This window comes from Streptomyces griseicoloratus (assembly GCF_014534645.1).
GTDB lineage: Bacteria > Actinomycetota > Actinomycetes > Streptomycetales > Streptomycetaceae > Streptomyces > Streptomyces griseicoloratus.
This window is the reverse complement of record NZ_JACVQF010000241.1, coordinates 1-25,950: the sequence shown is the minus strand read 5'-3', so window position 1 is coordinate 25,950 and position 25,950 is coordinate 1. Positions and strand designations below refer to the sequence as shown.

The following is a 25,950-nucleotide window of genomic DNA, read 5'->3' as shown; positions in this document are numbered from 1 at the left end:
CTCGGCGGGGCGAACAAGAAGAACTTTAGCCTGTGACCAGCCGGAAAGTGAAATCCGGGCCCGGGGGCCTGGTGGCGGCCCGGCCGGCCGCTCAGTCGTCGTCGCCCAGCACCGGCTCCGGGAGCGTGCCTGCGTTGTGCTCCAGCAGGCGCCAGCCGCGGGCGCCTTCGCCGAGGACCGACCAGCAGCAGTTGGTCAGGCCGCCCAGGCTCTCCCAGTTGTGCGGGTCCAGGCCGAGGAGACGGCCGATGGTGGTGCGGATCGTGCCGCCGTGGCTGACCACGACGAGCGTGCCGTCCTCGGGGAGCTTCCCGGCGTGCCCGAGCACCACGGGGGCGGCGCGGTCGGCGACCTCGGTCTCCAGCTCGCCGCCACCGCGGCGAACCGGCTCACCGCGCTTCCACGCCATGTACTCCTCGCCGTACCGGGCGATGATCTCGTCGTGCGTCAGCCCCTGCCAGACCCCCGCGTAGGTCTCCCGCAGCCCCTCCTCGAGGGTCACCTCCAGACCGGTGAGGGCGGCCAGCTCGGCGGCCGTGTGCGCGGCCCGCTTCAGGTCGGAGGCGACGATCGCGTCCGGCCCCAGGTTGGCGAGCAGCCTGGCGGCGCGCCGGGCCTGGGCGACACCGGTCTCGGTGAGCTCGACGTCCGTGGAGCCCTGGAAGCGGCGCTCCACGTTCCAGGAGGTCTGGCCGTGCCGCCAGAGGATGACGCGGCGGCCCCGGCCCGCCTTCCGGGCCGTCACCTCACCCGTGGCGCTCATCGCCACTCCCCGCCGGTCTCCGTCGCCTCCTCGGCGGCCTGCAGCCTCGCGTGCTCCTCGGCCTTGCCGCGGGTCGCCTTGGCGTCGGCGGGCAGCTCCAGCTCGGGGCAGTCCTTCCACAGCCGCTCCAGGGCGTAGAAGACGCGCTCCTCGCTGTGCTGGACGTGCACGACGATGTCGACGTAGTCGAGCAGGACCCAGCGGGCCTCGCGGTCGCCCTCGCGGCGTACCGGCTTGGCGCCGAGCTCCTTGCTGAGCCGCTCCTCGATCTCGTCGACGATCGCCTTGACCTGGCGGTCGTTGGGTGCGGAGGCCAGCAGGAAGGCGTCCGTGATGGAGAGCACATCGCTGACGTCGTAGGCGATGATGTCGTGCGCGAGCTTGTCGGCGGCCGCCTGCGCGGCGGTGTTGATGAGTTCCAGAGAGCGGTCGGTCGCGGTCACTGCGTGGCTTTCGGTCGGCGGTCGGTTGACCTCAAGGGTCTCACGACCGCCGACGGCTCCCCATGTGATGAACGACGTGACGGACGATCCGGCCCCTACGACGCCGGTTCGTAGTCCTGGCCGAGCACCACCGCGACGTTCGCGTTCGCCGAGACCTTGCCCTGGGCGACGGCGCCGGCGGGCAGGCCCAGGGTCTTGGCGACCTCGGTGGCGTTCTCCTTGTCCGCGGCGTCGGCGTAGAGCACCTTCGACGTGGGCTGGGCGGCGGAGGCGGTGCCGCCCTCCAGGAAGGTGAAGCCGCCGTTGAGGAGGACGACGCGGGCCTGGGCGGCGCGGTCCTTCACACCGGTCGCGTTCTGGACGGAGACGGAGACGGCCGCGTCCTTGTCGGGGCTCTTCGCGGTCCCGCCGAGGATGTCCTTGACCACCGTCTCACCGGTCTCGGCGCTCAGCGAGCCGTCGTCCTCGACGGGCAGCAGCTCCGTCCCGAAGTCGCCGCCCTTGGCGTGGTCGGCGAGCCCGGCGAGGAAGGAGCCGAGGTCCTTGTCGGTCAGCGGCGGGTCGAGGATCAGCCCGAGGGTCTGGATCGTGGTCGTCGCGGCCTGCGGATCGGACGACAGCTTGCGCAGCACGCCCTGCATGACCTGCCCGAACCGCTCCAGCTGGGCGTTGGCGGACTCGCCGGAGGCGTGGTGGGTGGCGTAGGCGACGGCCATCTTGCCGCTGAGGGTCTGGTTGTCGCCCTTGCGGACGAGGGGCGCGGCGCCCTTGCCCTTGGCCTCCGGGTCGGGGACGTCCGTGTCGGTGTCGACCTCGATGTTGCCGACGAGGTCGACGAGGATCTGGAGGTAGGGGGTGTCCAGCCGCCAGGTGCCCTCGATGGCGGTGCCGAGGACGGAGTCGAGCGCGGTGCGGGTCGCGTCCGGTCCTGCGTCGTCGACCGATTTGGCGAGCGTGGTCGTGGTGCCGTCGTCGCCGGTCAGGCCGAGGGAGTTGGGCAGCAGCACGGCGGTGCCGCGCTTGGTGGTCGTGTTGTCGACGAGCAGCACCGTGGAGGTGCCGCCCTGCTTGGTGTCGTGCAGGTGGACGGCGATCACGTCGCGCTTCTGGGCGCCCGCGGCCGTCGCACCGCCCTTGCCGGAGTCGGAGGAGGACAGGCCGGGGAGCTTCCCGGCGTACCAGAGGTAGCCGACGCCGCCGGCCGCGACCAGGGCCAGGACGACGACCAGGGCGATGACGCGGCTGCGGGCGCGGCGCCTGGCCTCCTCGCGGCGCTCGGTGCGGTTCTCGGTGAACTTCAGCCAGTCGATGACGTCCTCGGAGTCGTCGGTCGGCTCCTCGACGAAGGCGAACTGCTCGGTCCGGTACTCCGGGGCGGCGGACTCGGGGGCGGGCCGCTCCTGCGGTTCCGCGGGCGGGCCGGCCTGCTGCGGGATGTAGGCGGTCTGCTCGGCGACCCGCGGCTGCCGCCCGCTCGTCGCGGCCTGTCCGTAGGGGTCGTACGGCTGCTGCGCGGCCCGGCCGCCCTGGGGCGTGCCGTAGCCGTCGTACGGGTCGTGGGCGGGGGCGGGCGGCTGCGGGCCGGTGTCGTGGCCGCCCTGGGTGCCGTAGGCGTCGTAGGGGTCGTACGACGGGGCGGGCTGCTGTGCGCCCGTGGCGTACGGGTCGTAGCCGTAGCCCTGCTGCTGGCCCTGCTGACCCTGCTGCGCGTACGGGTCGTACGACTGGCCGGGCCGGTCCGGGGTCTGGCGGTACACCGGTCGGCCGTACTCGTCGTAGCCGACGAGCTCGTACTGGTCGCCCCCGTAGCCCGGGTCGTATCGGTCGTTCACCGGTGCCCCTCTCGGCTCACTCGCCGCGGTACAGCTGGCGCTTGTCGATGTAGCGCACGACTCCGTCGGGCACCAGGTACCACACGGGGTCTCCGTTGGCGACTCTCGCACGGCAGTCCGTGGAGGAGATGGCGAGGGCCGGGACCTCGACGAGCGAGACGCCGCCTTCGGGCAGCCCGGCGTCCGTCAGGTGGTGGCCCGGCCGGGTGACGCCGATGAAGTGGGCCAGGGAGAACAGCTCCTCGCTGTCCCGCCAGGTGAGGATCTGGGCGAGGGCGTCGGCACCGGTGATGAAGAACAGGTCCGTGTCCGGGTTGAGCGCGCGCAGGTCGCGCAGAGTGTCCACGGTGTAGGTGGGGCCGCCGCGGTCGATGTCGATGCGGCTCACCGAGAACTGCGGGTTCTCGACGGTCGCGACCACGGTCATCAGGTAGCGGTCCTCGGCCGCGGAGACCGTGCGGTGGCTCTTCTGCCAGGGCTGCCCGGTGGGGACGAACACCACCTCGTCGAGGTGGAACTGCGCGGCGACCTCGCTGGCCGCCACGAGGTGCCCGTGGTGGATCGGGTCGAAGGTGCCGCCCATGACGCCGAGGCGGCGCTTGCCCGATCGCGCCGGGCCGTTGCCGGGGCCGGTGAGGTGACCGGGCTCCGGGCGGTGCTGCGCACCGGTCGCCGTGTCCTTCGCCGGACCGGTAGGCATGTCCTGCTCTCCCATGCGTGCAGACCCTACCGGCCCGGTCCCGGGGCCCCGGCCGCCAGGTCCTTCGGCCCCGGATTCCGCCGCGTTCAGCGGTCGCGATTGAAACGGGTGGTGATCCACAGCAGAAGCATGAGGGCGACGAACGCGCCGCCACCGGTGAGGTAGGGGCTGAGGCTCTCGTGGTTGCCGCTGTGCTCCTGGCCCTCGGCGGCGAGGGTGACCAACTGGGCAGCAGTGCTGTGGAAGCTCATCTTCGGCAGGACCTATCAGGTGTGGGCGGGATAAAGACGTCGGCTCATCGTATGCGGGCGCTCCGCGGGCGATCACGCCGACTCCGCCGTCGGCGAGGCACCGGGAACCTTCGGCCCGCCTCAGTCGTCCTTCCGCTTGTAGCCCCGCAGCAGGAACCACGCGGTCAGCACACAGCCCACCAGCATCACGAGCAGGACGACCCGGAAGAGATTCCCCGGCCCTTGCTGCCCGGCGGCGGCCGCGGCCTCGGCGAGCCAGGCGGCGCGGGGGATGTACTCCATGACGTGGACTCCTTCGCTGTACTGCCCGTCCACGGTAACTCCGCCTAGGCTGGGCCCTGCTTCGGGGGCGCAAAGGACCGCGCAAGGTTCGCAGAGGGCCATACACACGCACATGGGGGAAGACATGTCCGACGGCCACCAGCACAACGGGCACGAGAGCGTGCCGAGCCGGCAGCGCAGGCGCTTCCCGGGGATCTCCTCACGTGCGTACGAGCACCCGGCCGACCGCTCCGCCCTGGTGGCGCTGCGCAGGCTGAGCGGCTTCGACACGGTCTTCAAGGCCCTCAGCGGCCTGCTGCCCGAGCGGAGCCTGAGGCTGCTGTTCCTGTCCGACTCGGTGCGGGTCTCGGACCGGCAGTTCGCCCATCTGAACGACATGCTGCGGGACGCCTGCTACATCCTGGACCTGGAGAAGGTCCCGCCGATGTACGTGACCCAGGACCCGACGCCCAACGCGATGTGCATCGGCCTGGACGAGCCGATCATCGTCGTCACCACGGGCCTGGTCGAACTGCTCGACGAGGAGGAGATGCGGGCGGTCATCGGGCACGAGGTCGGGCACGCGCTGTCCGGACACGCCGTGTACCGGACGATACTGCTGTTCCTGACGTCCCTCGCCGTCCGGGTGGCCTGGATCCCCCTGGGCAACTTCGCGATCATGGCGATCGTGACGGCGCTGCGCGAGTGGTTCCGCAAGTCGGAGCTGTCCGCCGACCGCGCGGGGCTGCTGGTCGGCCAGGACCTCCAGGCGTCCATGCGGGGCCTGATGAAGATCGCGGGCGGCAACCACCTGCACGAGATGAACGTGGACGCCTTCCTGGAGCAGGCCGACGAGTACGAGGCCGGGGGCGACCTGCGCGACTCCGTGCTGAAGATCCTCAACGTGCTGCCCCGCTCCCACCCCTTCACCACGGTGCGGGCGGCCGAGCTGAAGAAGTGGGCCGCCTCCCGCGACCACCAGCGGATCATGGACGGCCACTACCCGCGGCGCGACGAGGACCGGGACACGTCGGTCAGGGACTCCTTCCGGGAGTCGGCGTCCAGCTACGCCACGCACGTGCGCACCTCGAAGGACCCGCTGATGAAGCTGGTGAACGACATCGCGGGCGGCGCCGGCGACCTCGGGGAGCGGATGCGGCGGGGCTTCGGCGGCTTCACGTCCTCCCCGCCGAGGCCGCCCAAGGGCACGGACGGCCCGGAGGGGACCGCCGGCCCGGAGGACGGGGACGACCGCCCGCCGCGCGACGGGTCCTGACGGACGGCGGGCGTCCGGCCCGGGCCCGGCCGGGCGGAGAGGCCGCCCGGGGCGTCAGACCTTCGGCTGGGCGCCCGGTGCCAGGGCGCCGCACAGGGCCGTGGCGTTGTCCGTGGTGTACGGGTCGGTGCCGGCCGGGCCGCCCGCCTTGGCCGTCTGGCCGGCGAGCAGCGGGCGCAGGTGGTTCGCCGAGTCCTCGGCGCAGGACAGCGGTCCCGCCTGGACGTAGGAGACGGCGAGCCGGGTCTGGCTCAGGCGCAGGTCGTCCCGGTCGAAGCGGAAGTGCAGCTCGCGCCGGACGGTGAACAGCGACACCTCGGCCCGCTCGTCACCGGTGGGCCGCAGGGGGTAGACGGTGGTGTGGTCGGCGACGACCTCCAGGGTGGACGCGTCGCTCTCGGCCACCCGCAGGCTGCCCCGTACGCGGATCGCCTCGTCGGCCAGTTCGACCCTGGACGGGTCGAAGCGCACCAGCCATCCGGTGGGCGCGTGCCGGCCGTCGGCGGCGGGGTGCTCGAAGCTCTCGTCGAACTGGTCGAGCTGCTCCGGGTCCAGCAGCACCCGTACGGAGCGGGTCTCCTCGCCGACCAGCACCTCCGGGTCCAGCGCGGACCGCACGACGTAGTCCTTGGCGGTCGTCAGGGCGTTGAACACCTGGTCGTCCGAGAAGTGCGCGGTGCGCCGGGCGGCGGGCAGCGGCACCCCCTGGGCCCCGGAGCGGAAGTGCGCGGCGGGGCTGTGCGCGTACAGCTCCTCGGCGTCGGCGGCGCCGGGCACCTTCCCCTGCGGGGCCAGCGGGATGACGGTCATCCGCACGAGCTCGGCGGGCTGGCGCGCGGCGGGGCCCTGGTAGGGGTTCCGTACGCCCATGTAGATCGCGGTGCCGAAGGCGACGGCGATGAGCACGATCAGGATCAGTGCCTGCCGGGACAGGTTCCGGCGCAGCGGCGCACGGCGGCGGACGGCGGGCGTGTGGTCGGCCATGCGCTCCTGTGCGGAGTACTCCTGGAGGCGCGCAGCGCGCACGAACGACTCGTCGAAGACGACGGATCGGTACTCGTCCTCTCCGCCTCCGGGGGCGCCCTCGGGTGTCCCCTCAGGCGGGTCGCCAGGCCCTCCCATACTTTGAGAGTAGGTCTCCGAAAGCCCGTATAAACGCCCCGGTACACGACAACTTCGGACAGGTTTTCACCCGCCGCACGGCAGGTCAGGGGCTGCGCGGGATCACCGGGACGGCCGGCTGGGAGTAGTCGGCGGAGGCCGAGGGGGTGACCCCTCCGCCCTGCTCGGGGCCGGTCGAGGCGGGCGGCGGAACCTGTCCCGGGCTGCCGCCCGAGGACGCGCCCCGGTAGACGGCCGTGAAGGCCAGCGCCACCATGCCGATGCCCATCACGAGGGCGAGCATCCAGGCGACGGGCCGGTGCCAGCGGACCTGCTTGCCGTAGGTCCCGGGGGCGCCGTAGGGGCGGTCGAGGGGGTCGATGTCCTCGTCCGGGTCGTCGAGGCCGGGGTCGTCGGGGTCCCGGCCGTAGCCGCCGTAGCCGTCGTCGTAGCGCTCGCGTCTGCCGTGCGCGCGGCGGGCCGCCTCGGCCTCGGATGCCTCGGCCCTCGCCTCGGCCGCGGCCAGCAGGCGTTCGACCGCGGTCGGCTCGTGCACCGCCGCCGCCTGTACGAAGGCCTCGTCGAAGACCACGGAGGCGAACTCTTCGTCCGACACCCCGCGGTCGTGGTCGTCGTCGGGCTCCCAGCCGTCAGGGAACGGCATACCCCCCACGTCCTCCGGCACGGATCCAGAGTAGACCTGGGGGGTCAATTTGGGCAGACGGTATGGAAATTCATCCCGTGGGCGAGATGCCCCGACCGGGTTACGGACGGCCCCGGGGGCGCATGCCGTGCGTTCAGCGCCGTACGTGCCCGTCGCCGGTGACGATGTACTTGGTGCTGGTCAGCTCCGGCAGGCCCATCGGGCCCCGGGCGTGCAGCTTCTGCGTGGAGATGCCGATCTCGGCGCCGAAGCCGAACTGGCCGCCGTCGGTGAAGCGCGTGGAGGCGTTCACCGCAACCGTGGTGGAGTCGACCAGCTGGGTGAAGCGGCGGGCGGCCTGCTGGGAGGTCGTCACGATCGCCTCCGTGTGACCCGAGGTCCACAGCCGGATGTGCTCGACCGCCTTGTCGAGGGAGTCGACGACCGCGGCGGCGATGTCGTACGACAGGTACTCCGTCTCCCAGTCCTCCGGCACGGCCTCCACGACCGTCGCCCGGGAGTCCTTCGCGTAGGCCATCACCCGCTCGTCGGCGTGCACGGTGACGCCGGCGTCGGCGAGGGCGTCCAGGGCGCGGGGCAGGAACTCGGCGGCGATGTCCTGGTGGACCAGGAGCGTCTCGGCGGCGTTGCAGACGCTGACGCGCTGCGCCTTGGAGTTGACCAGGATGTCGACGGCCATGTCGAGGTCGGCCTGCGCGTCGACGTAGACGTGGCAGTTGCCGGTGCCGGTCTCGATGACCGGGACGGTGGACTCCTGGACGACGGTGTTGATCAGGGAGGCGCCGCCGCGCGGGATGAGGACGTCGACCAGGCCCCGGGCGCGCATCAGCTCGCGCACGCTCTCGCGGCTCTCCCCGGGCACCAGCTGCACGGCGTCGGCGGGCAGTCCGGCGCCGCCCACGGCGTCGCGGATCACCCGGACGAGGGCGGTGTTCGACTGGTAGGCGGAGGACGATCCGCGCAGCAGCACGGCGTTGCCGGACTTCAGGCACAGGGCGGCGGCGTCGACCGTGACGTTGGGCCGGCCCTCGTAGATGATGCCGACCACGCCGAGCGGCACCCGCACCTGGCGCAGGTCGATGCCGTTGGGCAGCGTGGAGCCGCGCACGACCTCGCCGACCGGGTCGGGCAGCGCGACGACGTCCCGCACGTCGGAGGCGATGGCGCGGACCCGCTCCGGGGTGAGGGTCAGCCGGTCGACGATGGCCTCGGACGTCCCGGCGGCGCGGGCCCTCGCCACGTCCTGGGCGTTGGCCTCGACGATCTCGCTGGTACGGACCTCCAGCGCGTCCGCGACGGCGAGCAGCGCGTCGTCCTTGGCGGCCCGCGGCAGCGGCGCGAGGTCGGCCGCGGCGGCCTTGGCCCGGTAGGCGGCCCGGGTGACCGGGGACATCGAGTCGTACGGCGAGAGCGTGGTCATGAGGGAAGGGTAGTGCGCCGGTCAGGGGCGTTCGTCGGCCGTCCCACGACCCGAGACACCGCGTGGGCGTGTCTCAGAAGGGGTGAACCCCGACGGGCGTGGCCGGTGCCGGCCCGTATCCCGCGGCGATGCGCTGGTGGTAGGTGACGCGGTCGATGACCTCCAGGCCGACGATCTCCCAGGGCGGCAGCCCGGCGGTCTGCCGGTGCTCGCCCCACAGGCGCAGGGCGACGGCGGCGGCGTCGTGCAGGTCGCGGGCCTCCTCCCAGTACCGGATCTCCGCGTGGTCGTCGGCGTACCTGCTCGTCAGCAGGAAGGGGTGGTCGTGGGCGAGCTGCTCCAGGGCGCGCCGCACCTCGGTGAGCGGCGCCCGGGCGCCGGAGACGCTGAGGGTGACGTGCCACAGGCGAGGGGTGTGCGCCGGCTCCTCGCCCCGGAACCGGTCCCCGGCGGCGACGCTCGTCAGGGTCCGCTCCTCACCGGCACCGGCCGCGCGAGGGCCGGTGCCACCGCGTGAACCGGCACCGCCCCGCGAGCCGGCACCACCGCGGGACACCGGTGTCCCAGGGCGCACTCCGCTCACGACGGCCTCCTTCACGCACGCGCATGCGACCCGGCGGTCGGCCGGGCCCGTCCTGAGGAAAGTTGAGCAGGCGACGGAAGATCGCGGGGCGGTTTTGCGGAACGTCCACCACCGATTCGGGGACGATTCGACCGATTACGGGTGCAGGATCACCAGATCGTCCCTGTGTACGACCTCGCGTTCGTACGCCGGTCCGAGTTCGCGCGCCAGTTCCCGGGTGGAGCGGCCGATCAGGCGGGGGATCTCCTTGGCGTCGAAGCTGACCAGCCCCCGGGCCACCGCACGGCCCTCGCCGTCCCGCAGCTCGACCGGGTCGCCGGCGCTGAACTCGCCCTCCACGCCGGCGATCCCGGCCGGCAGCAGCGACTTGCGGCCCTCCACGACCGCGCGCACCGCCCCGTCGTCGAGCGTGATCGCCCCCTGCGGGGTGGACGCGTGCTGGAGCCACAGCAGCCGGTCGGCCGAGCGCTTGCCGGTGGGATGGAAGTAGGTGCCCGTGTCCCCGCCTACCAGGGCGTCGGCCGCGTGGACCGCGCTGGTCAGCACCACGGGGATGCCGGCGGCGGCGGCGATCCGGGCCGCCTCGACCTTGGTGACCATGCCGCCGGTGCCGACGCCCGCCTTGCCGGCGCTGCCGATCTCGACGTCCGCCAGGTCGGCCGGTCCCCGCACCTCCGCTATCCGCGAGGTGCCGGGCTTGCCCGGGTCGCCGTCGTAGACGCCGTCCACGTCGGACAGCAGCACCAGCAGGTCGGCGTGGACCAGGTGGGCGACGAGGGCGGCGAGCCGGTCGTTGTCGCCGAAGCGGATCTCGTCGGTGGCGACGGTGTCGTTCTCGTTGACCACCGGCAGGGCGCCCATCGCGAGCAGCTTGTCCAGGGTGCGGGAGGCGTTGCGGTGGTGGGAGCGGCGGCTCATGTCGTCGGACGTCAGCAGCACCTGGCCGACCCGGACCCCGTACCGGGCGAAGGACGCGGTGTAGCGGGCCACCAGCAGGCCCTGGCCGACGCTGGCGGCGGCCTGCTGGCGGGCCAGGTCCCTGGGCCGGCGGCGCAGGCCCAGCGGGGCGAGTCCGGCGGCGATGGCCCCGGAGGAGACGAGGACGATCTCCCGCTCCCCGCCGCTGCGCACCTTGGCCAGCACGTCGACGAGCGCGTCCACGCGGTCGGCGTCCAGCCCGCCCGACGCGGTGGTCAGCGAGGAGGAACCGACCTTGACCACGATCCTGCGGGCCTCGCCCGCGGCCTGCCTTGCCCCTGCCACTGTGCTGTCTGTCCTCTCGCGTCGCCACGCGCCGGTCCGCACGCTCGCCAGGCAATCTACGCGAACGGGATGGCCGGCGGCGCCGCGGTCCAGGCTGCGGACAGCCGGGCCACGGCACCTCGTCGTCACGGGGCGCCCGGACAACACCCGCGTGTCGTCGGCAGGTCGGCGGGCGTTAACCCGGATGTCCGATGCGCGACCAGCCTGGAGCGAACCGCAGTGCCCCTACCCGTGCCCCGCCGCCTCCCCCGTCGGCAGACCGTCGTGAAGCTGCTCGTCCTGGGCGGGCTGGCGGCCGCCTTCCTCGCACAGGCCGTGGGCGCGCTGCTGCCGCACGTGCCGCTGCTGCTCGCCGCGACCGCCGGTTCGGTGGCCGCCGAGGGGGTGGTGTACCGCTGGCAACGGGGCATGCTGTCGCTGTTCGCCAAGTCCCACGCCGACCTCACGGTGCGGCACGTGCTGCGGGACCTGCTGCTCGTGGTGGGCCTGCTGCGGCTCGGCGAGCAGGACCGGGAGACGGTCTACGCCCCGCTCGTCGCCGGTCTGCTCGCCTTCTACGGGCTGCACTGCGCCATCCAGGCGGTCTCGGTCCTGGTCCGGCGCAGCCGGACGCTGCCCGTGGTGACCCGGAACATCGACGCCTCGGCGCTGCGGCTGTCCCCGGCGCCGCCCGTGCTGCTGCGCCGTCCCGGACACCGGCTGCCGGTCTTCGGGCTGCCGTCGACGGCCGGACTGCTGGCCACGGCGGCCACCGACGCGCCGGTGTACGGCGCGGCCGGCCTCGCGGTGTCCCTGACGGCGGCGCTGGCCGGCCTCGGCACGCTGCTGCTGAGGCTGCTGCCGGGGCGCCGCCCGGCGGGCGAGCAGGAGGTGCTCGACTGGTTCGAGGGGTGGCTGGCGGAGTACCGGCCCACCGTCGGTCTGTACTTCTCCGGCGGCGCGTCCTCGGCGTACCAGGCGAACATGTGGCTGGAGCCGCTGGCGAGGCTGAAGGGGCGTCCGCTGATCGTGCTGCGCGAGCGGTTCATGGTGCAGCGCATCGCGGCGACCGACATCCCCGTCGTGTGCCTGCCGAAGGTGTCGACGCTGATGCGCCTGGAGCACTCCACCCTGGAGGTCCTGCTGCACCCCTCGAACTCCGGCAAGACCTCCCAGGTGCTGCGGATCCCCACGATCAAGCACGCGTTCGTCAACCACGGGGAGAGCGACAAGCTGTCCTCGTGCAACCCGTACGCGAAGGCGTACGACGAGGTGTGGGTGGCCGGGCCGGCGGCGCGGGAGCGGTACGCGCTGGCCGAGGTCGGCGTCGAGGACAAGGACGTGGTGGAGATCGGCCGCCCGCAGCTGGAGGCCGTACGGCCGTACGCCGGGCCGCCCGCCGGCCCGTACACGACGGTGCTGTACGCGCCGACCTGGGAGGGCTGGGACGGCAACCCCGGCAACACGTCGGTGGTCACGGCGGGCGAGAACCTCGTGCGGGCGCTGCTCGCGGACCCGGGCGTGCGGCTGCTGTACAAGCCGCATCCGCTGACCGGTTCGGTGGATCCGCGGGCCCGCGCCGCCGACCTGCGCATCCGTGAGCTGGTGCGGGCGGCGAACCGGGAACGGACGGGGCCGCGCCCGCCGGCGTCCGCGGCGGCGGAACTGCAGCGCCGGACGGCGGAGCTGGGACGGCTCACCGCCACCGGTCTGCGGCCCACCGCCGACCAGGTGGAGCGGATGCTGCGTCAGTCGGAGCCGGCACCGGGGCGGGCCGGTGAGGTGGCGCGGGCGACCGCCGCGTGGGAGGAGGCGTACTGGGCCTCGCTGCCCGAGTGGGAGCACCAGGTCGTCACGGACGCCCGGCCCGCGCTCTACTCCTGCTTCAACCGGGCCGACTTGCTGATCAGCGACGTGTCGAGCGTGATCAGCGACTTCCTGGCGAGCGGCAAGCCGTACGCGGTGGCGAACACCGGCGGGCTCACGGAGGACGCGTTCCGCAGGGCCTGCCCGACGGTGGCGGCGGCGACCGTGCTGACGCCGGACGCGGCCGGGGTGCCGCGGCTGCTGGACGCGGTCCGGCACCCGGAGCGGGACGAACTGGCCGGGGCGCGCGCCGCCCTGACGCTACGGCTGCTGGGTCCGGCCGAGCCGTCCTCGCAGGAGCGCTTCGCGCGGGCCGTACGGGCGCTGCGCGCGGCGGCCGGGGAGCACCGGGCGCGGATGGCCCGGCGGCTGGCCGCGGAGCCCACGGCACCCTGGCAGACGGAACTTCCCGCGCCGCGGCACGAGACCGCACCGCTGACCACCACCGCCCCGCCGGAGGGCCCCGGCCCCCGCTAGCGGCACCACCGGCACGCGGGGCGGCAACGCGCGCCGGGGGCGCGGGAAGTGGGGTACGTCACCTCGGGCGTACGGAGTGCCCTCCTGTCGTCTCCGGCCGGCTCAGCCGCGTCGGTGGCACCAGCCCTGCCAGGCCGACTCGATCATGTCGTCGAGGCCGTGCCGGGCCGACCAGCCCAGCTCCTCGCGGGCGCGGTCGGCGGAGGCGACGACGCGGGCCGGGTCGCCGGGCCGGCGGGCGGTCACCTGGGGGGCGACGTCCTCCTGGCCGGTGACCTTGAGGATGCGGTCCACCATCTCCCGGACCGAACTGCCCTCACCGCGTCCGATGTTGAGGGTGAGCGCCGTTCCGGCCGGGGCGTCCGTCAGCCGCCGGGCCGCCGCGAGGTGGGCGGAGGCGATGTCCAGGACGTGGATGTAGTCCCGTACGCAGGTGCCGTCGGGCGTGTCGTAGTCGGCGCCGAAGATCCGCGGGGCGTCACCGGCCTCCAGGCGCTCGAAGACCATGGGAATGAGGTTGAACACACCGGAGTCGGCCAGTTCGGGGGCGGCCGCGCCGGCGACGTTGAAGTAGCGCAGCGACGCGGCGCGGACGCCGTGGGCGCGCGCGGCGGCACTGATCAGCCACTCGCCGATCAGCTTGCTCTCGCCGTAGGGGCTCATCGGCGCGCACGGGGTGTCCTCCGTGACGAGGTCCACGTCCGGCATGCCGTAGACGGCGGCGGACGAGGAGAAGACGAGCCGGTCCACCCCGCAGGCCGTCATGGCCTCCAGGAGGGTCTGCAGGCCCGTCACGTTCTCCCGGTAGTAGCGCAGGGGCTGCTCGACCGACTCCCCCACCTGCTTCTTGGCCGCGATGTGCACCACACCTGTCACAGCATGGTCACGAATGGCCCGCTCCAGGAGGGCCGGGTCCAGCACGCTGCCGACGACCAGCGGCACCCCGGCGGGCACCCGGTCGGCGCTGCCGGTGGACAGGTCGTCGTACACGACCACGCGCTCACCGCCCTCGACCAGCGCGCGCACCACATGCGCGCCGATGTACCCGGCTCCGCCCGTGACCAGCCAGCTCATCCTCATGCCTCCCAGGTCTCCGTCTCTGGGTGCAGACTCGTTCCTGGGCTCGCGAAAATCGAGTCGGGCGCATGGGACGGAAGTCAATAAAAGGGGACAGGGGGGATTGAATGTGAGGAAGTTCTCCAGCCGCTTCCAAGGGACCGATTCAAGCCTCCGGATCCGGCCATTTCCGGCAGTGGCAAGCCACAGACTGTCCGGCTACCGTGCCCGCGGAAACTTCACGTGAATCCTTTACGCTGATCCGGCGGCGCGCTCCCGGCCCACCGGCGCCCGGAGCGCGTTCCGGTACCAGCCCGCGGTCCCGTGGTCAGTTCTCGGAACAGGTTGTAAGGATGCCCAAACTCTCTCTCGTCGTCCCCGTGTACAAGGTGCAGGGCTATCTGCCCGAGTGCCTTGACTCCGTGCTCGGACAGGACTACACGGACTTCGAGATCATCGCGGTCGACGACTGTTCGCCGGACGGGTCAGGGGCCATTCTCGACGAGTACGCGGAACGGGACACGCGGATTCGTGTGATTCACCTCACGGAAAACGTGGGGCTGGGGCGGGCGCGCAACGCCGGACTGGAAAAGGCCGAGGGCGATTACGTCCTGTTTCTGGACAGTGACGACACGCTGTCCGCCGGTGCGCTCACGGCGATATCCGACCGGCTCGAAGCCACCGGCAATCCCGAGATACTCATCTACGACTACGCCCGCACCTACTGGGACGGCAGGATCCGCCCCAACCTGCGGGCGGACCTGCTCAAGAGCGACGACGAGACGCGGACCTTCTCCCTCGCCGAGCGCCCGAAACTGCTCGACCTGCTGCAGATCGTCTGGAACAAGGCCTACCGGCGCGACTTCATCGCCCGTACCGGCCTCACCTTCCCGCCCGGCTACTACGAGGACGCCCCCTGGACGTTCTGCTCCCTGATCAGCGCCGAGCGGATCGCCCTGCTGGACCGCGTCTGCGTGCACTACCGGCAGCGCCGCGAGGGCGGCAACATCCTCAAGACGGTCAGCCGCAAGCACTTCGACGTCTTCGACCAGTACCGCCGCGTCTTCGACTACCTCGACGCGCACGAGGAACTGGCCGAGTGGCGCGGCCCGTTGTTCCGCAAGATGGTCGACCACTACCTGACCATTCTGGAGCGCCCGGGCCGCCTGCCGCAGGACGCGCGGGCGGAGTTCTTCCACCGCGCCTCGGCCGACTACCGCGCCCGCCTGCCCGAGGGCTTCGAGCGGCCGGGCGGCGGCCGCGGCCACAAGTACGGGATGCTGGAGCGCGACGCGTACGCGACCATGGTGAGCGCCATGACCGCGGTGAAGCTCCGCCAGACGGCCAGGACCCGCGCCCGCACCGCCATCAACCGGTCCAAGCGCAGCGCGATGGGCGTCTTCTACCAGTCCCAGCTGAGGATGCCGCTGGACGAGAACCTGGCCCTGTTCTCCGCGTACTGGAGCCGCAGCGTCTCCTGCAACCCCGCCGCCATCGACGCCGAACTGGCCCGTCTCGCCCCGCACGTGCGCCGCGTGTGGGCCATCCGGCCGGACGCCGTGGCCCGGGTGCCCAAGGGCGTGGACTACGTCCGCGTGGGCTCCCGCGAGTACTGGGCGGCCCTGGCCCGTGCCAAGTACCTGGTGAACAACGTCAACTTCGCGGACGCCGTGGTCAAGCGCGAGGGCCAGATCCATGTGCAGACCCACCACGGCACTCCGCTGAAGACCATGGGCCTGGACCAGCAGAAGTACCCGGCCTCCACGGACATGGACTTCGTCAAGCTGCTGGAGCGCTGCGACCGCTGGGACTTCAGCATCAGCTCCAACCGGTTCTCGACCGTGGTCTGGGAGCGGGTCTACCCCTGCTCCTACACCACGCTGGAGACCGGCTACCCGCGCAACGACGTCCTCGTCAACGCCGGCCCCGAGGACGTGCGCCGGGCCCGTGCCGCTCTCGGACTGGCCGACGGCACCAAGGCGTTCCTGTACATGCCGACCCATCGCGAGTACCAGCCGGGCTTCACCCCGCCCCTGGACCTCGCCCGGTTCGCGAAGGAACTCGGCCCCGACGTGACCCTGCTGGTGCGCGGCCACTACTTCTACGGCAGCTCCCCGCACGTCGCCGAACTGCGCCGCACCGGCCGGATCGTCGACGTCTCCGGGCACCCCCGGGTGGAGGAGCTGTACCTCGCCGCGGACGCCCTGATCACGGACTACTCCTCGGCGATGTTCGACTACGCCGTGCTGGACCGTCCGATCATCAGCTACGCCCCCGACTGGGACGTCTACTCCGCCGTGCGCGGCACCTACTTCAACCTGCTCGAGGAGCCGCCGGGCGCGGTGGCGACCACCCAGGCCGAGCTGCTCCGGCTCCTCGCCTCCGGCGAGTACGACAACCCGGAGACCGCCGAGCGCCGGGACGCCTTCCGCCGGCGTTTCTGCGAATTCGACGACGGACACGCAGCCGAACGCGTCGTGCGGCGCGTCTTCCTCGGTGAACGGACGCCGCTGCCCGTCGTCCCGTTCGACGAACGCCCCCACGCCCCGACTCCCGCCCAGGCGCTCGAACTGGTCGAGCGGGCCTGACCTTGATAGGAGATCACCAAGCCATGGCCCCTCGGCTCAGTGTCATCGTCCCCATCTACGACGTGGAGCGTTATCTCCCCGCCTGTCTGGACTCGCTGGCGGCACAGACGTTCCGCGACTTCGAGGTGCTGATGGTGGACGACGGTTCGCCGGACGGCTCCGCCGCCATCGCCGAGGAGTACGCCTCCCGCGACCCGCGCTTCAAGCTCATACGCAAGGAGAACGGCGGTCTCGGCGCCGCCCGCAACACCGGCATGGCCCACCTGGCGCCGGAGTCGGAGTTCCTGACCTTCGTCGACAGCGACGACCTCATACCCCCGGACGCCTACCGGCTGATGGTCGGCAGCCTCGACGAGAGCGGCTCCGACTTCGCCACCGGCAACGTCTTCCACCTCAGGGGCGAGAAGACCTGGCAGGTACCGCTGATGCGGATGCTGGCCGGCGAGGCCCGGGTGGGCACCCACATCTCCCGCTACGCCAAGCTCGTCGCCGACCGCATCGCGTGCAACAAGGTCTTCCGCCGCACCTTCTGGGAGAAGCACGGCTTCGCCTTCCCCGAGGGCCGGCTCTACGAGGACACGCCGGTCACCATGCGGGCCCACTACCTCGCCGAGAGCGTCGACGTCATCTCGGAGCCCTGCTACTTCTGGCGGCTGCGCGAGGGCGAGTCCGCCCCGTCCATCACCCAGCGCCGCACCGACCCGGCGGGTGTGCGCGACCGCGTCACCTCCGTGATGGAGATCAGCGCCTTCCTCGCCGAGCAGCCCGGCGAGACCTACGCCCGGCTCAAGCGCGAGTACGACACCCGTGTCCTGAGGGACGACCTGCGGCTGTTCCTCAACGTGGTGCCGGACGGCGACGAGGAGTACCGGGCGGAGTTCCTGCGCTCGGCCAACCGCTTCCTCGACAGCATCGACCCCAAGCTCGTCATGGACCTCCCGGCCGAACTGCGCGTGCAGTGGCTGCTGGTGCGCAAGCACCAGATGGAGGAGCTGATCGCGCTGCTGGCCGGCCAGCGGCGCCGGGAGACGCCCGAGGTGAGCGGTCTGGTCCGCAAGTACGCCTCCTGGCCCTCTCTGGAAGGTGCCGATCTGCACCTGCCCAAGGAGGCGCTGCGCATCGACCAGCACCTGCGCATGCGCGCCCCACTGCAGCAGGTGCAGTGGTCCGGCGGCAAGCTCGTGCTGTCCGGCAACGCCTGGATCGACAAGATCGACCTGCCCTCCCGCAAGTCCTCGGTCAAGGTGCTCCAGCTGCGCAAGGACCGCTCCCGCCGGCGCATCCTGCTCCCCGCCCGCAACCTGCTGCGGCCCGAGGTCACCACCGACTCCGGTCAGGACCGCTACAACTACGACTGGGCCGGCTGGGAGGTCACCATCGACCCCGCCCGCCTCCGCAAGGGCGGCGAGTGGCAGGAGGCGCTGTGGCACGTGGGCCTCGGCATCTTCTCCTCCGGCCTGGTCCGGCGCACCGCCGTCCACTCCAGCGGCGGCGCGGCCTGCAACTTCCCGCCGTACCACTGGCTGAGCCCGGACTTCCGGCTGCTGCCGTCCATCGAGCGGGGCGCTCTGAAGCTGCGCATCGAGAAGGTCCGCGCCCTGATCACCGGCCGCTCCCTGGAGGGCGACCGGATCAAGGTGACCGGTGAGATCCGCGAGCCGCTGGCCGCCGACGAGCAGGTGGTGCTGCGGGTCAAGAACCAGAAGGGCGCCGAGACGCTGGAGTACCCCGTCTCCGTGTCGCGCGACGGCTCCGGTCAGGCGTTCTCGGTCGAGGTGCCGGTGGCCGACGTGGCGCTGGTCTTCCACGAGGGCGTGGACGCCGAGGCCCAGCCGGAGAAGCGGACCTGGTCCACCGTGCTGGTCGCGACCGACCGGGCGGGCAAGGAGCGCCGCTTCGGCACGGTGATGCAGGAGGGGCTGTCCGACGCCGAGTTCCCGCTGCCCGCGTCGCTGGGCGACCAGGCGCACCGGTGCGAACTGGCCGTGGTGGCGGGTCACACCGGCTTCCTGAAGTTCTCCGGCCGCACCCGGCGCGCCGTGATCGACGGTGCGACCGTGCGCGACGGCCGGATCGTCCTCACCGCGCACGCCGATCCGCGGCTGTCCGGCTCCCGCTTCCTGCTCAAGCCGCGCAACCGCTACGAGGAGCGGTTCGTCGAGACCCGCTGGTTCGACGGCGGCCGCTTCGAGGTCTCCTTCGACCCCTCGACGCTCGGCGGCAACGGCACCGTGCCGCTGCGCGCCGGCCGCTGGAACCTCTTCCTGCGGCCCGAGGAGGCCGACGCCGCCGACGTCCCCTTCGTGGTCGACCGGCTGGCCACCGACGCCTTCCCGGTCCAGGCCGAACTCGGCGGCCGCCGCTACTGGCTGGAGAACCGCTGGGGCGACTTCCCGCAGCTCAACGCGCGTTCCGAGCTGAGCGACCTGGAGCGCGGCCCGTTCCGTCAGCGGCAGCTGCGCCGTGAGGTGTACGAGCCGCTCTTCCAGCAGCCGCTGAAGGACCAGGTCTTCTACCTGAGCTACAACGGCAAGCAGTTCTCGGACAGCCCGCGCGCGATGTACGAGGAGCTGATGCGCCGCGGCTCCGACCTGAAGCACCTGTGGGCGGTCCGCGACGGCCAGGTCGTGCTGCCGGAGGGCATCGAGCGGGTCCGCATGTGGGGCCGGGAGTGGTACGAGGCCCTGGCCTCCAGCCGCTACATCGTCACCAACGCCCACCTCCCCGACTGGATCGAGCGCCGGCCCGGCCAGGTCATCGTGCAGACCTGGCACGGCACGATGCTGAAGAAGATCGGGCACGACATCGACACCCTGCACTTCGACCGGCGCTACCAGGAGAAGCTGGCGCTGGAGGCGAAGCAGTGGAGCCTGGTGGTGTCCTCCAACCGCTTCAGCACGCCGATCCTGAAGCGGGCGTTCTCCTACGACGGTGAGATCCAGGAGGCGGGCTACCCGCGCAACGACTACCTGTACTCGCCCGACCGGGACAAGATCGCCGAGCGGGTGAAGAAGCAGCTGGGCCTGCCCGAGGGCAAGAAGGTCGTCCTGTACGCGCCGACCTGGCGGGACGACCAGTCCCACAGCGCCGGGCAGTACCTGTTCGACCTGCGCATCGACCTGGAAGACGCCCAGCGCCGCCTGGGCGACGACCACGTGCTGCTGATCCGCCGCCACTCCAACGTGGTGGACGCGGTGCCCGGCGCGGGCAACGGCTTCGTGTTCGACGTCTCGGAGTACCCGGACATCGCGGACCTGTACCTCGCGGCGGACATCATGATCACGGACTACTCGTCGGTGATGTTCGACTACGCGCACCTGAAGCGGCCGATGCTGTTCTTCACGTACGACCTGGAGCACTACCGGGACACGCTGCGCGGGTTCTACTTCGACTTCGAGCAGGACTCCCCCGGTCCGCTGATCAACAACTCCAAGGAACTGGTCGACGCCATCCGGGACATCGACCGGGTCCAGGCCGAGTACCAGGAGCGCTTCGACCGCTTCCACCACCTGTTCTGCGACCTGGACGACGGTCACGCCTCCGAGCGTGTCGTCGACCGGATGCTGGAGCAGGCGCGGGAGATCTGACCCGCGCGGAGCGCACAGAGGGCGGGGCCCGGAGGAACGTCTCCTCCGGGCCCCGCCCTCGTTCGTGCCGTGGATGCCGGGGTCAGAGCCGGACGGTCTTCACCGCGAACTGGCTCAGCGCCGTGAAGTAGGGCCGCAGCTCCGTGCGGACGCGCGCCGGGGGCCGCGGCGCGGGCGTCTGGCCCAGCGCCTTGCGGGACTTGCGCACCACCCGGGTCAGCACGGTGGGCGAGGGAGCGGCGGGGCCGCTGATGACCGGACGCGGGAAGGTGAAGACGTTGATCGGCTCCAGCACGTCGGTGGCCAGCTTGGCCAGCGGCACCAGGGGCGCGCCGGAGGCGGGGCGCAGGAAGAAGTCCCAGATGACTTCCTTGTCGTCGGCGTCGCCGTGCTCCCGCACCAGTGCCGGGCAGTCGATGTCCGTCTCCACCCAGCCGTCGCCGGCGACCCGCAGCGGGAAGGACAGCACCCGCTCCTTGTTCCTGCGGTGCACGGCCTCCACGACCGCGCCGTCGGCGGGCTCCGCACCCCACAGCTCGGCCCGCAGGGCGATGACCTGCTGGTCGACCCGGACCGGCCCCACCTCGGCGTGGACGTCACGCCGGGCACTGCGCAGCCGCAGGCCGCCGTCCTCGTGCCGGTGCGGCAGCAGCAGCGCCAGGGACGGCCCCTCGGTGCGGGGCAGTTCGACGGCGAGCAGGTCCCGGGTGTCGCAGCCGTAGCCGTCGGTGCCGAGCGCCACCTCCCGGCCCGTGTGGGTGGCCAGGGACAGCTCCCATACGCCGTGCGGCACACCGGCGTCCCACGGCACCAGGGCGTCGCCCCCCGGGGAGAAGGCGAAACGGAACTCGTCGCCGCCGGCGCCCGCCTTGCGCAGCACCAGGTCGGTCGGGCCCGCGCTGGCCGGCAGCGGGCCCACGGCGACGTGGACCGAGCCCTCCCGGTCCACCCGGGCCGTGGCGTGCCGGGGCAGTTCCTTGCGGGCGAACGCCTCTTCGAGAATGGCCTCGAAGCGCTCGCGGCTCGCCCTCTCGTGGAAGCGTTCGGCGTTGCGCACGGCGGCGGCGGCCATCTTCAGGCGCAGCTCGTCGTCCTGGACGAGCCGCCGGATCGCGTCGGCCATCGCGTCGACGTCGCCGCGCGGCACGAGAAGACCGTCCTCGCCGTCGGTGAGGATGTTGCGCGGCCCGTGGTCGGCGTCGGTGGCGACGACGGGCAGCCCGGCGGCCATCGCCTCGACGACGACGTTGCCGAACGCCTCCCGCTTGGACGGCAGGACGAAGATCGAGCCCTTGCCGAACTCCGGGGTCACCGGGGAGGTCTGGCCCATCAGCAGGATGCTGTTCGACAGCCCCAGTTCCTCGATGCGGGCCCGGAGCTTCTTCTTCTCGGCGCCGTGGCCGTAGATGCGCAGCGTCCAGTCCGGGGCGACGGCGTGGACCTTGGCGAACGCCTCGATCAGGAGGGCGTGGTTCTTGTTGTCGGTCAGGTGGCCCGCGGACACCACGACCTTGTTGGTGCCGGTGGACCGGATCGGGGAGGCGGGAACACAGTTGGGCATCACCGCGAGACGGTTGCGCACCGCGGGCACCTGCTTGGCGATGCTGGCGACCTCCTCCGGCGTGAGGGCCGTCAGGGCGTCCAGGTGCCGGTAGGCCGGGAAGAGGCGCTCCTTGATGTCCGTGGCGTAGATGGCGGGCATCGAGTGCTCCTGGGTGACCTTCAGGTAGTCACCGCGCGCCTGCGCCAGCATGATCGTGTTGCGCGGGCTGGAGCTGACCACCACGTCGGCGTCGGTGGTCTCGAGGTACTCCAGCAGCCGGAGTTCCGCGAGCCTGCTCACCACCGGCGTCTTGGCGCCGGCGTTGAGCGGGTAGATCAGCGGGAACTTGTCGGAGAGCGGGTCGTCCACGTCGGAGACCGGGGAGTGCGGCCGCATGTCGCTCAGCACCCGCACCGACACCCGCGGGTCCAGCGGGAAGTACGACTCGTCCCGTACCTTGCGCAGCGCCACGATCTCGACCTCGTGCCGCTCGGCCAGCGCCCCGGCGAGGTTCTGCGTCGCGCTGACCACGCCCCCCATGTGGCACAGGTCCCGGACGAGAAATGCAATCTTCACTTTGCGGGCTTCTCTCTGCTACGGGGAAACGGCTGGTCCTTCCGCCCCCACCCCTGGCCGACCACAGGCGGCCACATCCTCACCACAAAGTACACACAGCCGTTCGACCGGAGGTCACGGACTCGACACACCTCCGCAACCCTGCGGGCAGCGCTCGCGCGCCGGCCCGCGGGTGCGGTCACCCTGGTAGACGGGAAAAGGCCTAGAAGGGTTCAAAGTCGTCGAACTCGAGCTGCGCCTCGTCCCGTTCGGCCTGCCGGTCCCGGCGTCGCTGGGCGGCCGGGCGCGGGGCCTCGAAGCGGTGGTCCTCGCCACGGCGGCCGAGCATCTCGGCGCCGGCCGTCATCGACGGCTCCCAGTCGAAGACGACCGCGTTCTCCTCGGGTCCGATGGCCACGCCGTCGCCGCCGCGGGCGCCGGCCTTGACCAGTTCCTCCTCGACACCGAGGCGGCCCAGGCGGTCGGAGAGGTAGCCGACGGCCTCGTCGTTGTTGAAGTCGGTCTGCCGCACCCAGCGCTCGGGCTTCTCGCCGCGCACCCGGAACAGGCCGTCCTCCTCGCGGGTGACGGTGAAGCCGGCGTCGTCGACGGCCTTGGGCCGGATGACGATGCGCGTGGCCTCTTCCTTGGGCCGGGCCGCACGGGCCTTGGCCACCAGCTCGGCCAGCGCGAAGGACAGCTCCTTCAGCCCGATGTGGGCGACCGCGGACACCTCGAAGACCCGGTAGCCGCGGGCCTCCAGGTCCGGCCGGACCATCTCGGCGAGGTCCTTGCCGTCGGGCACGTCGATCTTGTTCATGACGACGATCCGGGGCCGGTCGTCCAGGCCGCCGTACTCGCGCAGCTCGGCCTCGATGACGTCCAGGTCGGAGAGCGGGTCCCGGTCGGACTCCAGCGTGGCGGTGTCCAGGACGTGCACCAGCACGCTGCACCGCTCCACGTGCCGCAGGAACTCCAGGCCCAGCCCCCTGCCCTGGCTGGCGCCGGGGATGAGACCGGGGACGTCCGCGACGGTGTAGACCGTCGAACCGGCCGTCACCACGCCCAGGTTCGGCACGAGCGTCGTGAAGGGGTAGTCGGCGATCTTCGGCTTGGCCGCGCTCAGCACGGAGATGAGCGAGGACTTGCCGGCGCTCGGGTAGCCGACGAGTGCCACGTCGGCGACGGTCTTCAGTTCCAGGACGATGTCCTGGAGGTCCCCGGGCTCGCCGAGCAGCGCGAAGCCGGGGGCCTTGCGGCGGGCGGAGGCCAGCGCCGCGTTGCCGAGGCCGCCCCGGCCGCCCTGCGCGGCCACGTAGGAGGTGCCGTGCCCGACCAGGTCCGCGAGGACGTTGCCGGCCTTGTCGAGGACCACCGTGCCGTCGGGGACGGGCAGGATCAGGTCCTGGCCGTCCTTGCCGGAGCGGTTGCCGCCCTCGCCGGGCTTGCCGTTGGTGGCCTTGCGGTGCGGGGAGTGGTGGTAGTCCAGCAGGGTGGTCACGGACTGGTCGACGGTGAGGATCACGTCGCCGCCACGGCCGCCGTTGCCGCCGTCCGGGCCGCCCAGCGGCTTGAACTTCTCACGGTGGACGGAGGCACAGCCGTGGCCTCCGTTACCCGCGGCGACATGCAGTTCGACGCGGTCCACGAAGGTGGTCATGGTTCGGTGCCTCCAGAAAGTACGGAAAGTACAGAGAAGTACGGGAATGTCTTAGCTGTAACACGTCAAAGGCGGACCCTCTTCCCCGAACGGGAAGTGAGGTCCGCCTCGACGAATCGCTCTACGGAAGCCCTGGTCTAAGAGACTCAGGCGACCGGAACGATGTTCACGACCTTGCGGCCACGGCTGGTGCCGAACTGCACCGAGCCGGCCTGCAGCGCGAACAGCGTGTCGTCGCCGCCGCGGCCGACGCCCGCGCCCGGGTGGAAGTGGGTGCCGCGCTGGCGGACCAGGATCTCACCCGCGCTGACGACCTGACCGCCGAAGCGCTTCACGCCGAGCCGCTGGGCGTTGGAGTCGCGACCGTTCCGGGTGGACGATGCGCCCTTCTTGTGTGCCATCTGTTCTCAGTCCCTTACTTCGCAGCCGTGGGGATCTCAGTGACCTTGATCGCCGTGTACTGCTGGCGGTGGCCCTGACGACGACGGTAGCCGGTCTTGTTCTTGTAGCGCAGAATGTCGATCTTCTGGCCCTTGTGGTGGTCCACGACCTCGGCCTGGACCTTGATCCCGGCCAGCACCCACGGGTCGCTGGTCACGGAGTCGCCGTCGACAACGAGCAGGGTCGAGAGCTCGACCGTGTCGCCGACCTTGGCGGTGGAAATCTTGTCAACCTCGACGATGTCGCCGACAGCAACCTTGTGCTGACGACCACCGCTGCGCACGATCGCGTACACGCGGAACTCACTCTCTCGCTCGGGAACGGCACCCCCGCAGTCCAGCCGCCCGGCGACAGACGCGGGCGGCCTCTCCCGGTCACTCGCATGCCCGGGAGGAAGAGGTTTACGGGGATGTGGCGGGTCAGTCGACACGCCGACGGTCAAGAGTACGGGGCCTGCCCCACAAGGGTCAAACCGGGCTCCGGGCCCCGGAGCGCCGGCTCAGCCGCCCACCGACGCGACATACTCGGCGTACGCCTCCTTGATCCGCGCCGGCGGCAGTTCGAGGTGCTCCAGGATCGTGTACCGGCCGGGCCTGGTCCGCGGGGCGTACTCCACGGCCCGGACGAACTCGTCGTCGCCGAACCCGATCTCCTGCGCCACCACCGGCAGCCCGTGCCGGCGCAGCGCCCCGGCCATCAGCCGGGAGCCTTCGTGGTCGCCGCGCAGATGCGTCGCGAAGGCCGCGCCGAGGCCCACCTGTTCGCCGTGGCTGGCCGCGCGCCCCGGGTACAGCAGGTCGAGCGCGTGGCTGATCTCGTGGCAGGCGCCGGAGGACGGCCGTGTGTGCCCGGCGATCGACATCGCGATCCCCGACAGCACCAGCCCCTCGGCCAGTACGGTCAGGAACGCGTCGTCGCCGCAGCCGCCGGGGTGGCGCAGCACGGCCTCGCCGGCCTGGCGGGCCATGGCGGCGGACAGGCCGTCGACCTTCTCGCCGTTGACCCGGTGGGCCAGCTCCCAGTCCGCGACCGCGGAGATGTTGGAGACGGCGTCGCCGATCCCGGAGCGCACGAACCGGATCGGCGCCTCGCGGATCACCGCGAGGTCGACGAGGAGCGCGATGGGCGTCGGTACGCCGTACGAACCCCGGCCCGCGTCGTTGTCGAGGATCGACACGGGCGAGCAGATGCCGTCGTGGGACAGGTTGGTGGCCACGGCCACCATCGGCAGGCCGACGCGCGCCGCGGCGAACTTGGCGCAGTCGATGATCTTGCCGCCGCCGAGCCCCACCACCGCGTCGTAACGGCCGCCCTTGACCGCGTCGGCGAGCCGCACGGCGTCGTCGATGGCACCGCCGTCGACCTCGAACCACTCGGCGCCGGGCAGCGACGGGGACAGCCGCTCGCGCAGCCGTGCCCCGGAGCCGCCGCTGATCGCGACGGCGAGCCTGCCCGACTGCGAGATCCGCTGGTCGGCGAGGACACTCGCCAGGTCGTCGAGGGCTCCCGGGCGGATGTCGACGACGACCGGCGACGGGATGAGCCTCGTCAGTACCGGCACGCGATCTCCCGGCCCTCGGCGAGGTCGTCGTGGTTGTCGATCTCGACCCACTTGACGTCGCCGATCGGCGCCACGTCGAC

General features: G+C 71.8%; 21 protein-coding genes and 1 pseudogene. 4 read left to right on the top strand and 18 right to left on the bottom strand.

Annotated elements, in window-relative coordinates; translation table 11 throughout:
- Window positions 1-91: 91 nt before the first annotated feature.
- The 6 genes from H0H10_RS38905 to H0H10_RS38880 all read right to left on the bottom strand — a co-directional run bounded on the left by H0H10_RS38905 (window position 92) and on the right by H0H10_RS38880 (window position 4,271).
- Window positions 92-763 carry a histidine phosphatase family protein gene (locus H0H10_RS38905; RefSeq protein ID WP_188185961.1) on the bottom strand — a complete coding sequence of 224 codons (672 nt, stop codon included), beginning with the start codon at window positions 761-763 and terminating at the stop codon, window positions 92-94.
- On the bottom strand, window positions 760-1,206 hold the full coding sequence (gene rsfS / locus H0H10_RS38900) for a ribosome silencing factor (protein WP_188185960.1): 447 nt from the start codon (window positions 1,204-1,206) through the stop codon (window positions 760-762). Before rsfS ends, H0H10_RS38905 begins: the two co-directional genes overlap by 4 nt.
- 95 nt (window positions 1,207-1,301) lie before the next feature.
- Window positions 1,302-3,038: an LCP family protein gene (locus H0H10_RS38895; protein WP_188185959.1), complete on the bottom strand. Its 1,737-nt coding sequence runs from the start codon at window positions 3,036-3,038 to the stop codon at window positions 1,302-1,304.
- 16 nt (window positions 3,039-3,054) lie between these two features.
- Window positions 3,055-3,753: a nicotinate-nucleotide adenylyltransferase gene (gene nadD, locus H0H10_RS38890; protein ID WP_188185958.1), complete on the bottom strand. Its 699-nt coding sequence runs from the start codon at window positions 3,751-3,753 to the stop codon at window positions 3,055-3,057.
- Between the two features lie 71 nt (window positions 3,754-3,824).
- Complete coding sequence (locus H0H10_RS38885; protein ID WP_188185957.1) at window positions 3,825-3,989, bottom strand: hypothetical protein; 165 nt, start codon at window positions 3,987-3,989, stop codon at window positions 3,825-3,827.
- 120 nt (window positions 3,990-4,109) lie between these two features.
- Window positions 4,110-4,271 (bottom strand): hypothetical protein, encoded by a 162-nt coding sequence (locus H0H10_RS38880; RefSeq protein WP_188185956.1) that lies wholly within the window; start codon window positions 4,269-4,271, stop codon window positions 4,110-4,112.
- 124 nt (window positions 4,272-4,395) lie between these two features.
- Here H0H10_RS38880 and H0H10_RS38875 point away from each other — a divergent pair, with 124 nt between their 5' ends.
- On the top strand, window positions 4,396-5,526 hold the full coding sequence (locus H0H10_RS38875) for a M48 family metallopeptidase (RefSeq protein WP_188186064.1): 1,131 nt from the start codon (window positions 4,396-4,398) through the stop codon (window positions 5,524-5,526).
- Window positions 5,527-5,580: 54 nt separating this feature from the next.
- Here H0H10_RS38875 and H0H10_RS38870 read toward each other — a convergent pair whose 3' ends face one another.
- The 5 genes from H0H10_RS38870 to proB all read right to left on the bottom strand — a co-directional run bounded on the left by H0H10_RS38870 (window position 5,581) and on the right by proB (window position 10,557).
- Complete coding sequence (locus H0H10_RS38870) at window positions 5,581-6,648, bottom strand: SCO2583 family membrane protein (protein ID WP_188185955.1); 1,068 nt, start codon at window positions 6,646-6,648, stop codon at window positions 5,581-5,583.
- A gap of 85 nt (window positions 6,649-6,733) precedes the next feature.
- Window positions 6,734-7,312, bottom strand: coding sequence for an SCO2584 family spore wall biosynthesis protein (locus tag H0H10_RS38865; RefSeq protein WP_444875700.1), 579 nt, complete (start codon window positions 7,310-7,312; stop codon window positions 6,734-6,736).
- 112 nt (window positions 7,313-7,424) lie between these two features.
- Window positions 7,425-8,711 (bottom strand): glutamate-5-semialdehyde dehydrogenase, encoded by a 1,287-nt coding sequence (locus tag H0H10_RS38860; RefSeq protein WP_188185953.1) that lies wholly within the window; start codon window positions 8,709-8,711, stop codon window positions 7,425-7,427.
- A gap of 73 nt (window positions 8,712-8,784) precedes the next feature.
- Window positions 8,785-9,285 (bottom strand): DUF8830 family protein, encoded by a 501-nt coding sequence (locus H0H10_RS38855; protein ID WP_188186063.1) that lies wholly within the window; start codon window positions 9,283-9,285, stop codon window positions 8,785-8,787.
- A 144-nt stretch (window positions 9,286-9,429) separates the two neighbouring features.
- Complete coding sequence (gene proB / locus H0H10_RS38850) at window positions 9,430-10,557, bottom strand: glutamate 5-kinase (RefSeq protein WP_188185952.1); 1,128 nt, start codon at window positions 10,555-10,557, stop codon at window positions 9,430-9,432.
- Between the two features lie 264 nt (window positions 10,558-10,821).
- Between proB and H0H10_RS38845 the strand changes: the two genes are divergently transcribed.
- On the top strand, window positions 10,822-12,879 hold the full coding sequence (locus H0H10_RS38845; protein WP_309142009.1) for a hypothetical protein: 2,058 nt from the start codon (window positions 10,822-10,824) through the stop codon (window positions 12,877-12,879).
- A gap of 102 nt (window positions 12,880-12,981) precedes the next feature.
- Here the strand turns inward: H0H10_RS38845 and galE are convergent, their stop codons facing one another.
- Window positions 12,982-13,953: a UDP-glucose 4-epimerase GalE gene (galE, locus tag H0H10_RS38840; protein ID WP_188186062.1), complete on the bottom strand. Its 972-nt coding sequence runs from the start codon at window positions 13,951-13,953 to the stop codon at window positions 12,982-12,984.
- A gap of 335 nt (window positions 13,954-14,288) precedes the next feature.
- On the opposite strand from galE, the gene H0H10_RS38835 reads away from it, so the two are divergent.
- Both H0H10_RS38835 and H0H10_RS38830 read left to right on the top strand, forming a co-directional pair.
- On the top strand, window positions 14,289-16,523 hold the full coding sequence (locus H0H10_RS38835; RefSeq protein WP_188185951.1) for a bifunctional glycosyltransferase/CDP-glycerol:glycerophosphate glycerophosphotransferase: 2,235 nt from the start codon (window positions 14,289-14,291) through the stop codon (window positions 16,521-16,523).
- Between the two features lie 23 nt (window positions 16,524-16,546).
- Window positions 16,547-20,110: a bifunctional glycosyltransferase/CDP-glycerol:glycerophosphate glycerophosphotransferase gene (locus tag H0H10_RS38830; protein ID WP_188185950.1), complete on the top strand. Its 3,564-nt coding sequence runs from the start codon at window positions 16,547-16,549 to the stop codon at window positions 20,108-20,110.
- Between the two features lie 82 nt (window positions 20,111-20,192).
- Here the strand turns inward: H0H10_RS38830 and H0H10_RS38825 are convergent, their stop codons facing one another.
- The 6 genes and pseudogenes from H0H10_RS38825 to H0H10_RS38800 all read right to left on the bottom strand — a co-directional run.
- Window positions 20,193-22,229 (bottom strand): glycosyltransferase family 4 protein, encoded by a 2,037-nt coding sequence (locus tag H0H10_RS38825; protein ID WP_309142008.1) that lies wholly within the window; start codon window positions 22,227-22,229, stop codon window positions 20,193-20,195.
- Between the two features lie 202 nt (window positions 22,230-22,431).
- The gene (gene obgE, locus H0H10_RS38820; RefSeq protein ID WP_188185949.1) at window positions 22,432-23,868 is read right to left on the bottom strand and encodes a GTPase ObgE; all 1,437 of its coding nucleotides are present in this window, start codon (window positions 23,866-23,868) and stop codon (window positions 22,432-22,434) included.
- 146 nt (window positions 23,869-24,014) lie between these two features.
- Window positions 24,015-24,269, bottom strand: coding sequence for a 50S ribosomal protein L27 (rpmA, locus tag H0H10_RS38815; RefSeq protein WP_188185948.1), 255 nt, complete (start codon window positions 24,267-24,269; stop codon window positions 24,015-24,017).
- A 14-nt stretch (window positions 24,270-24,283) separates the two neighbouring features.
- Window positions 24,284-24,604 (bottom strand): 50S ribosomal protein L21, encoded by a 321-nt coding sequence (gene rplU, locus H0H10_RS38810; protein ID WP_004001309.1) that lies wholly within the window; start codon window positions 24,602-24,604, stop codon window positions 24,284-24,286.
- A gap of 204 nt (window positions 24,605-24,808) precedes the next feature.
- Entirely contained in the window at window positions 24,809-25,870 is a 1,062-nt protein-coding gene (locus H0H10_RS38805; protein WP_188185947.1) for an iron-containing alcohol dehydrogenase family protein, read from the bottom strand.
- Window positions 25,858-25,950 (bottom strand): annotated as a pseudogene (locus H0H10_RS38800) (phosphocholine cytidylyltransferase family protein); the annotation flags it as partial. The pseudogene H0H10_RS38800 and the gene H0H10_RS38805, both read right to left, overlap by 13 nt.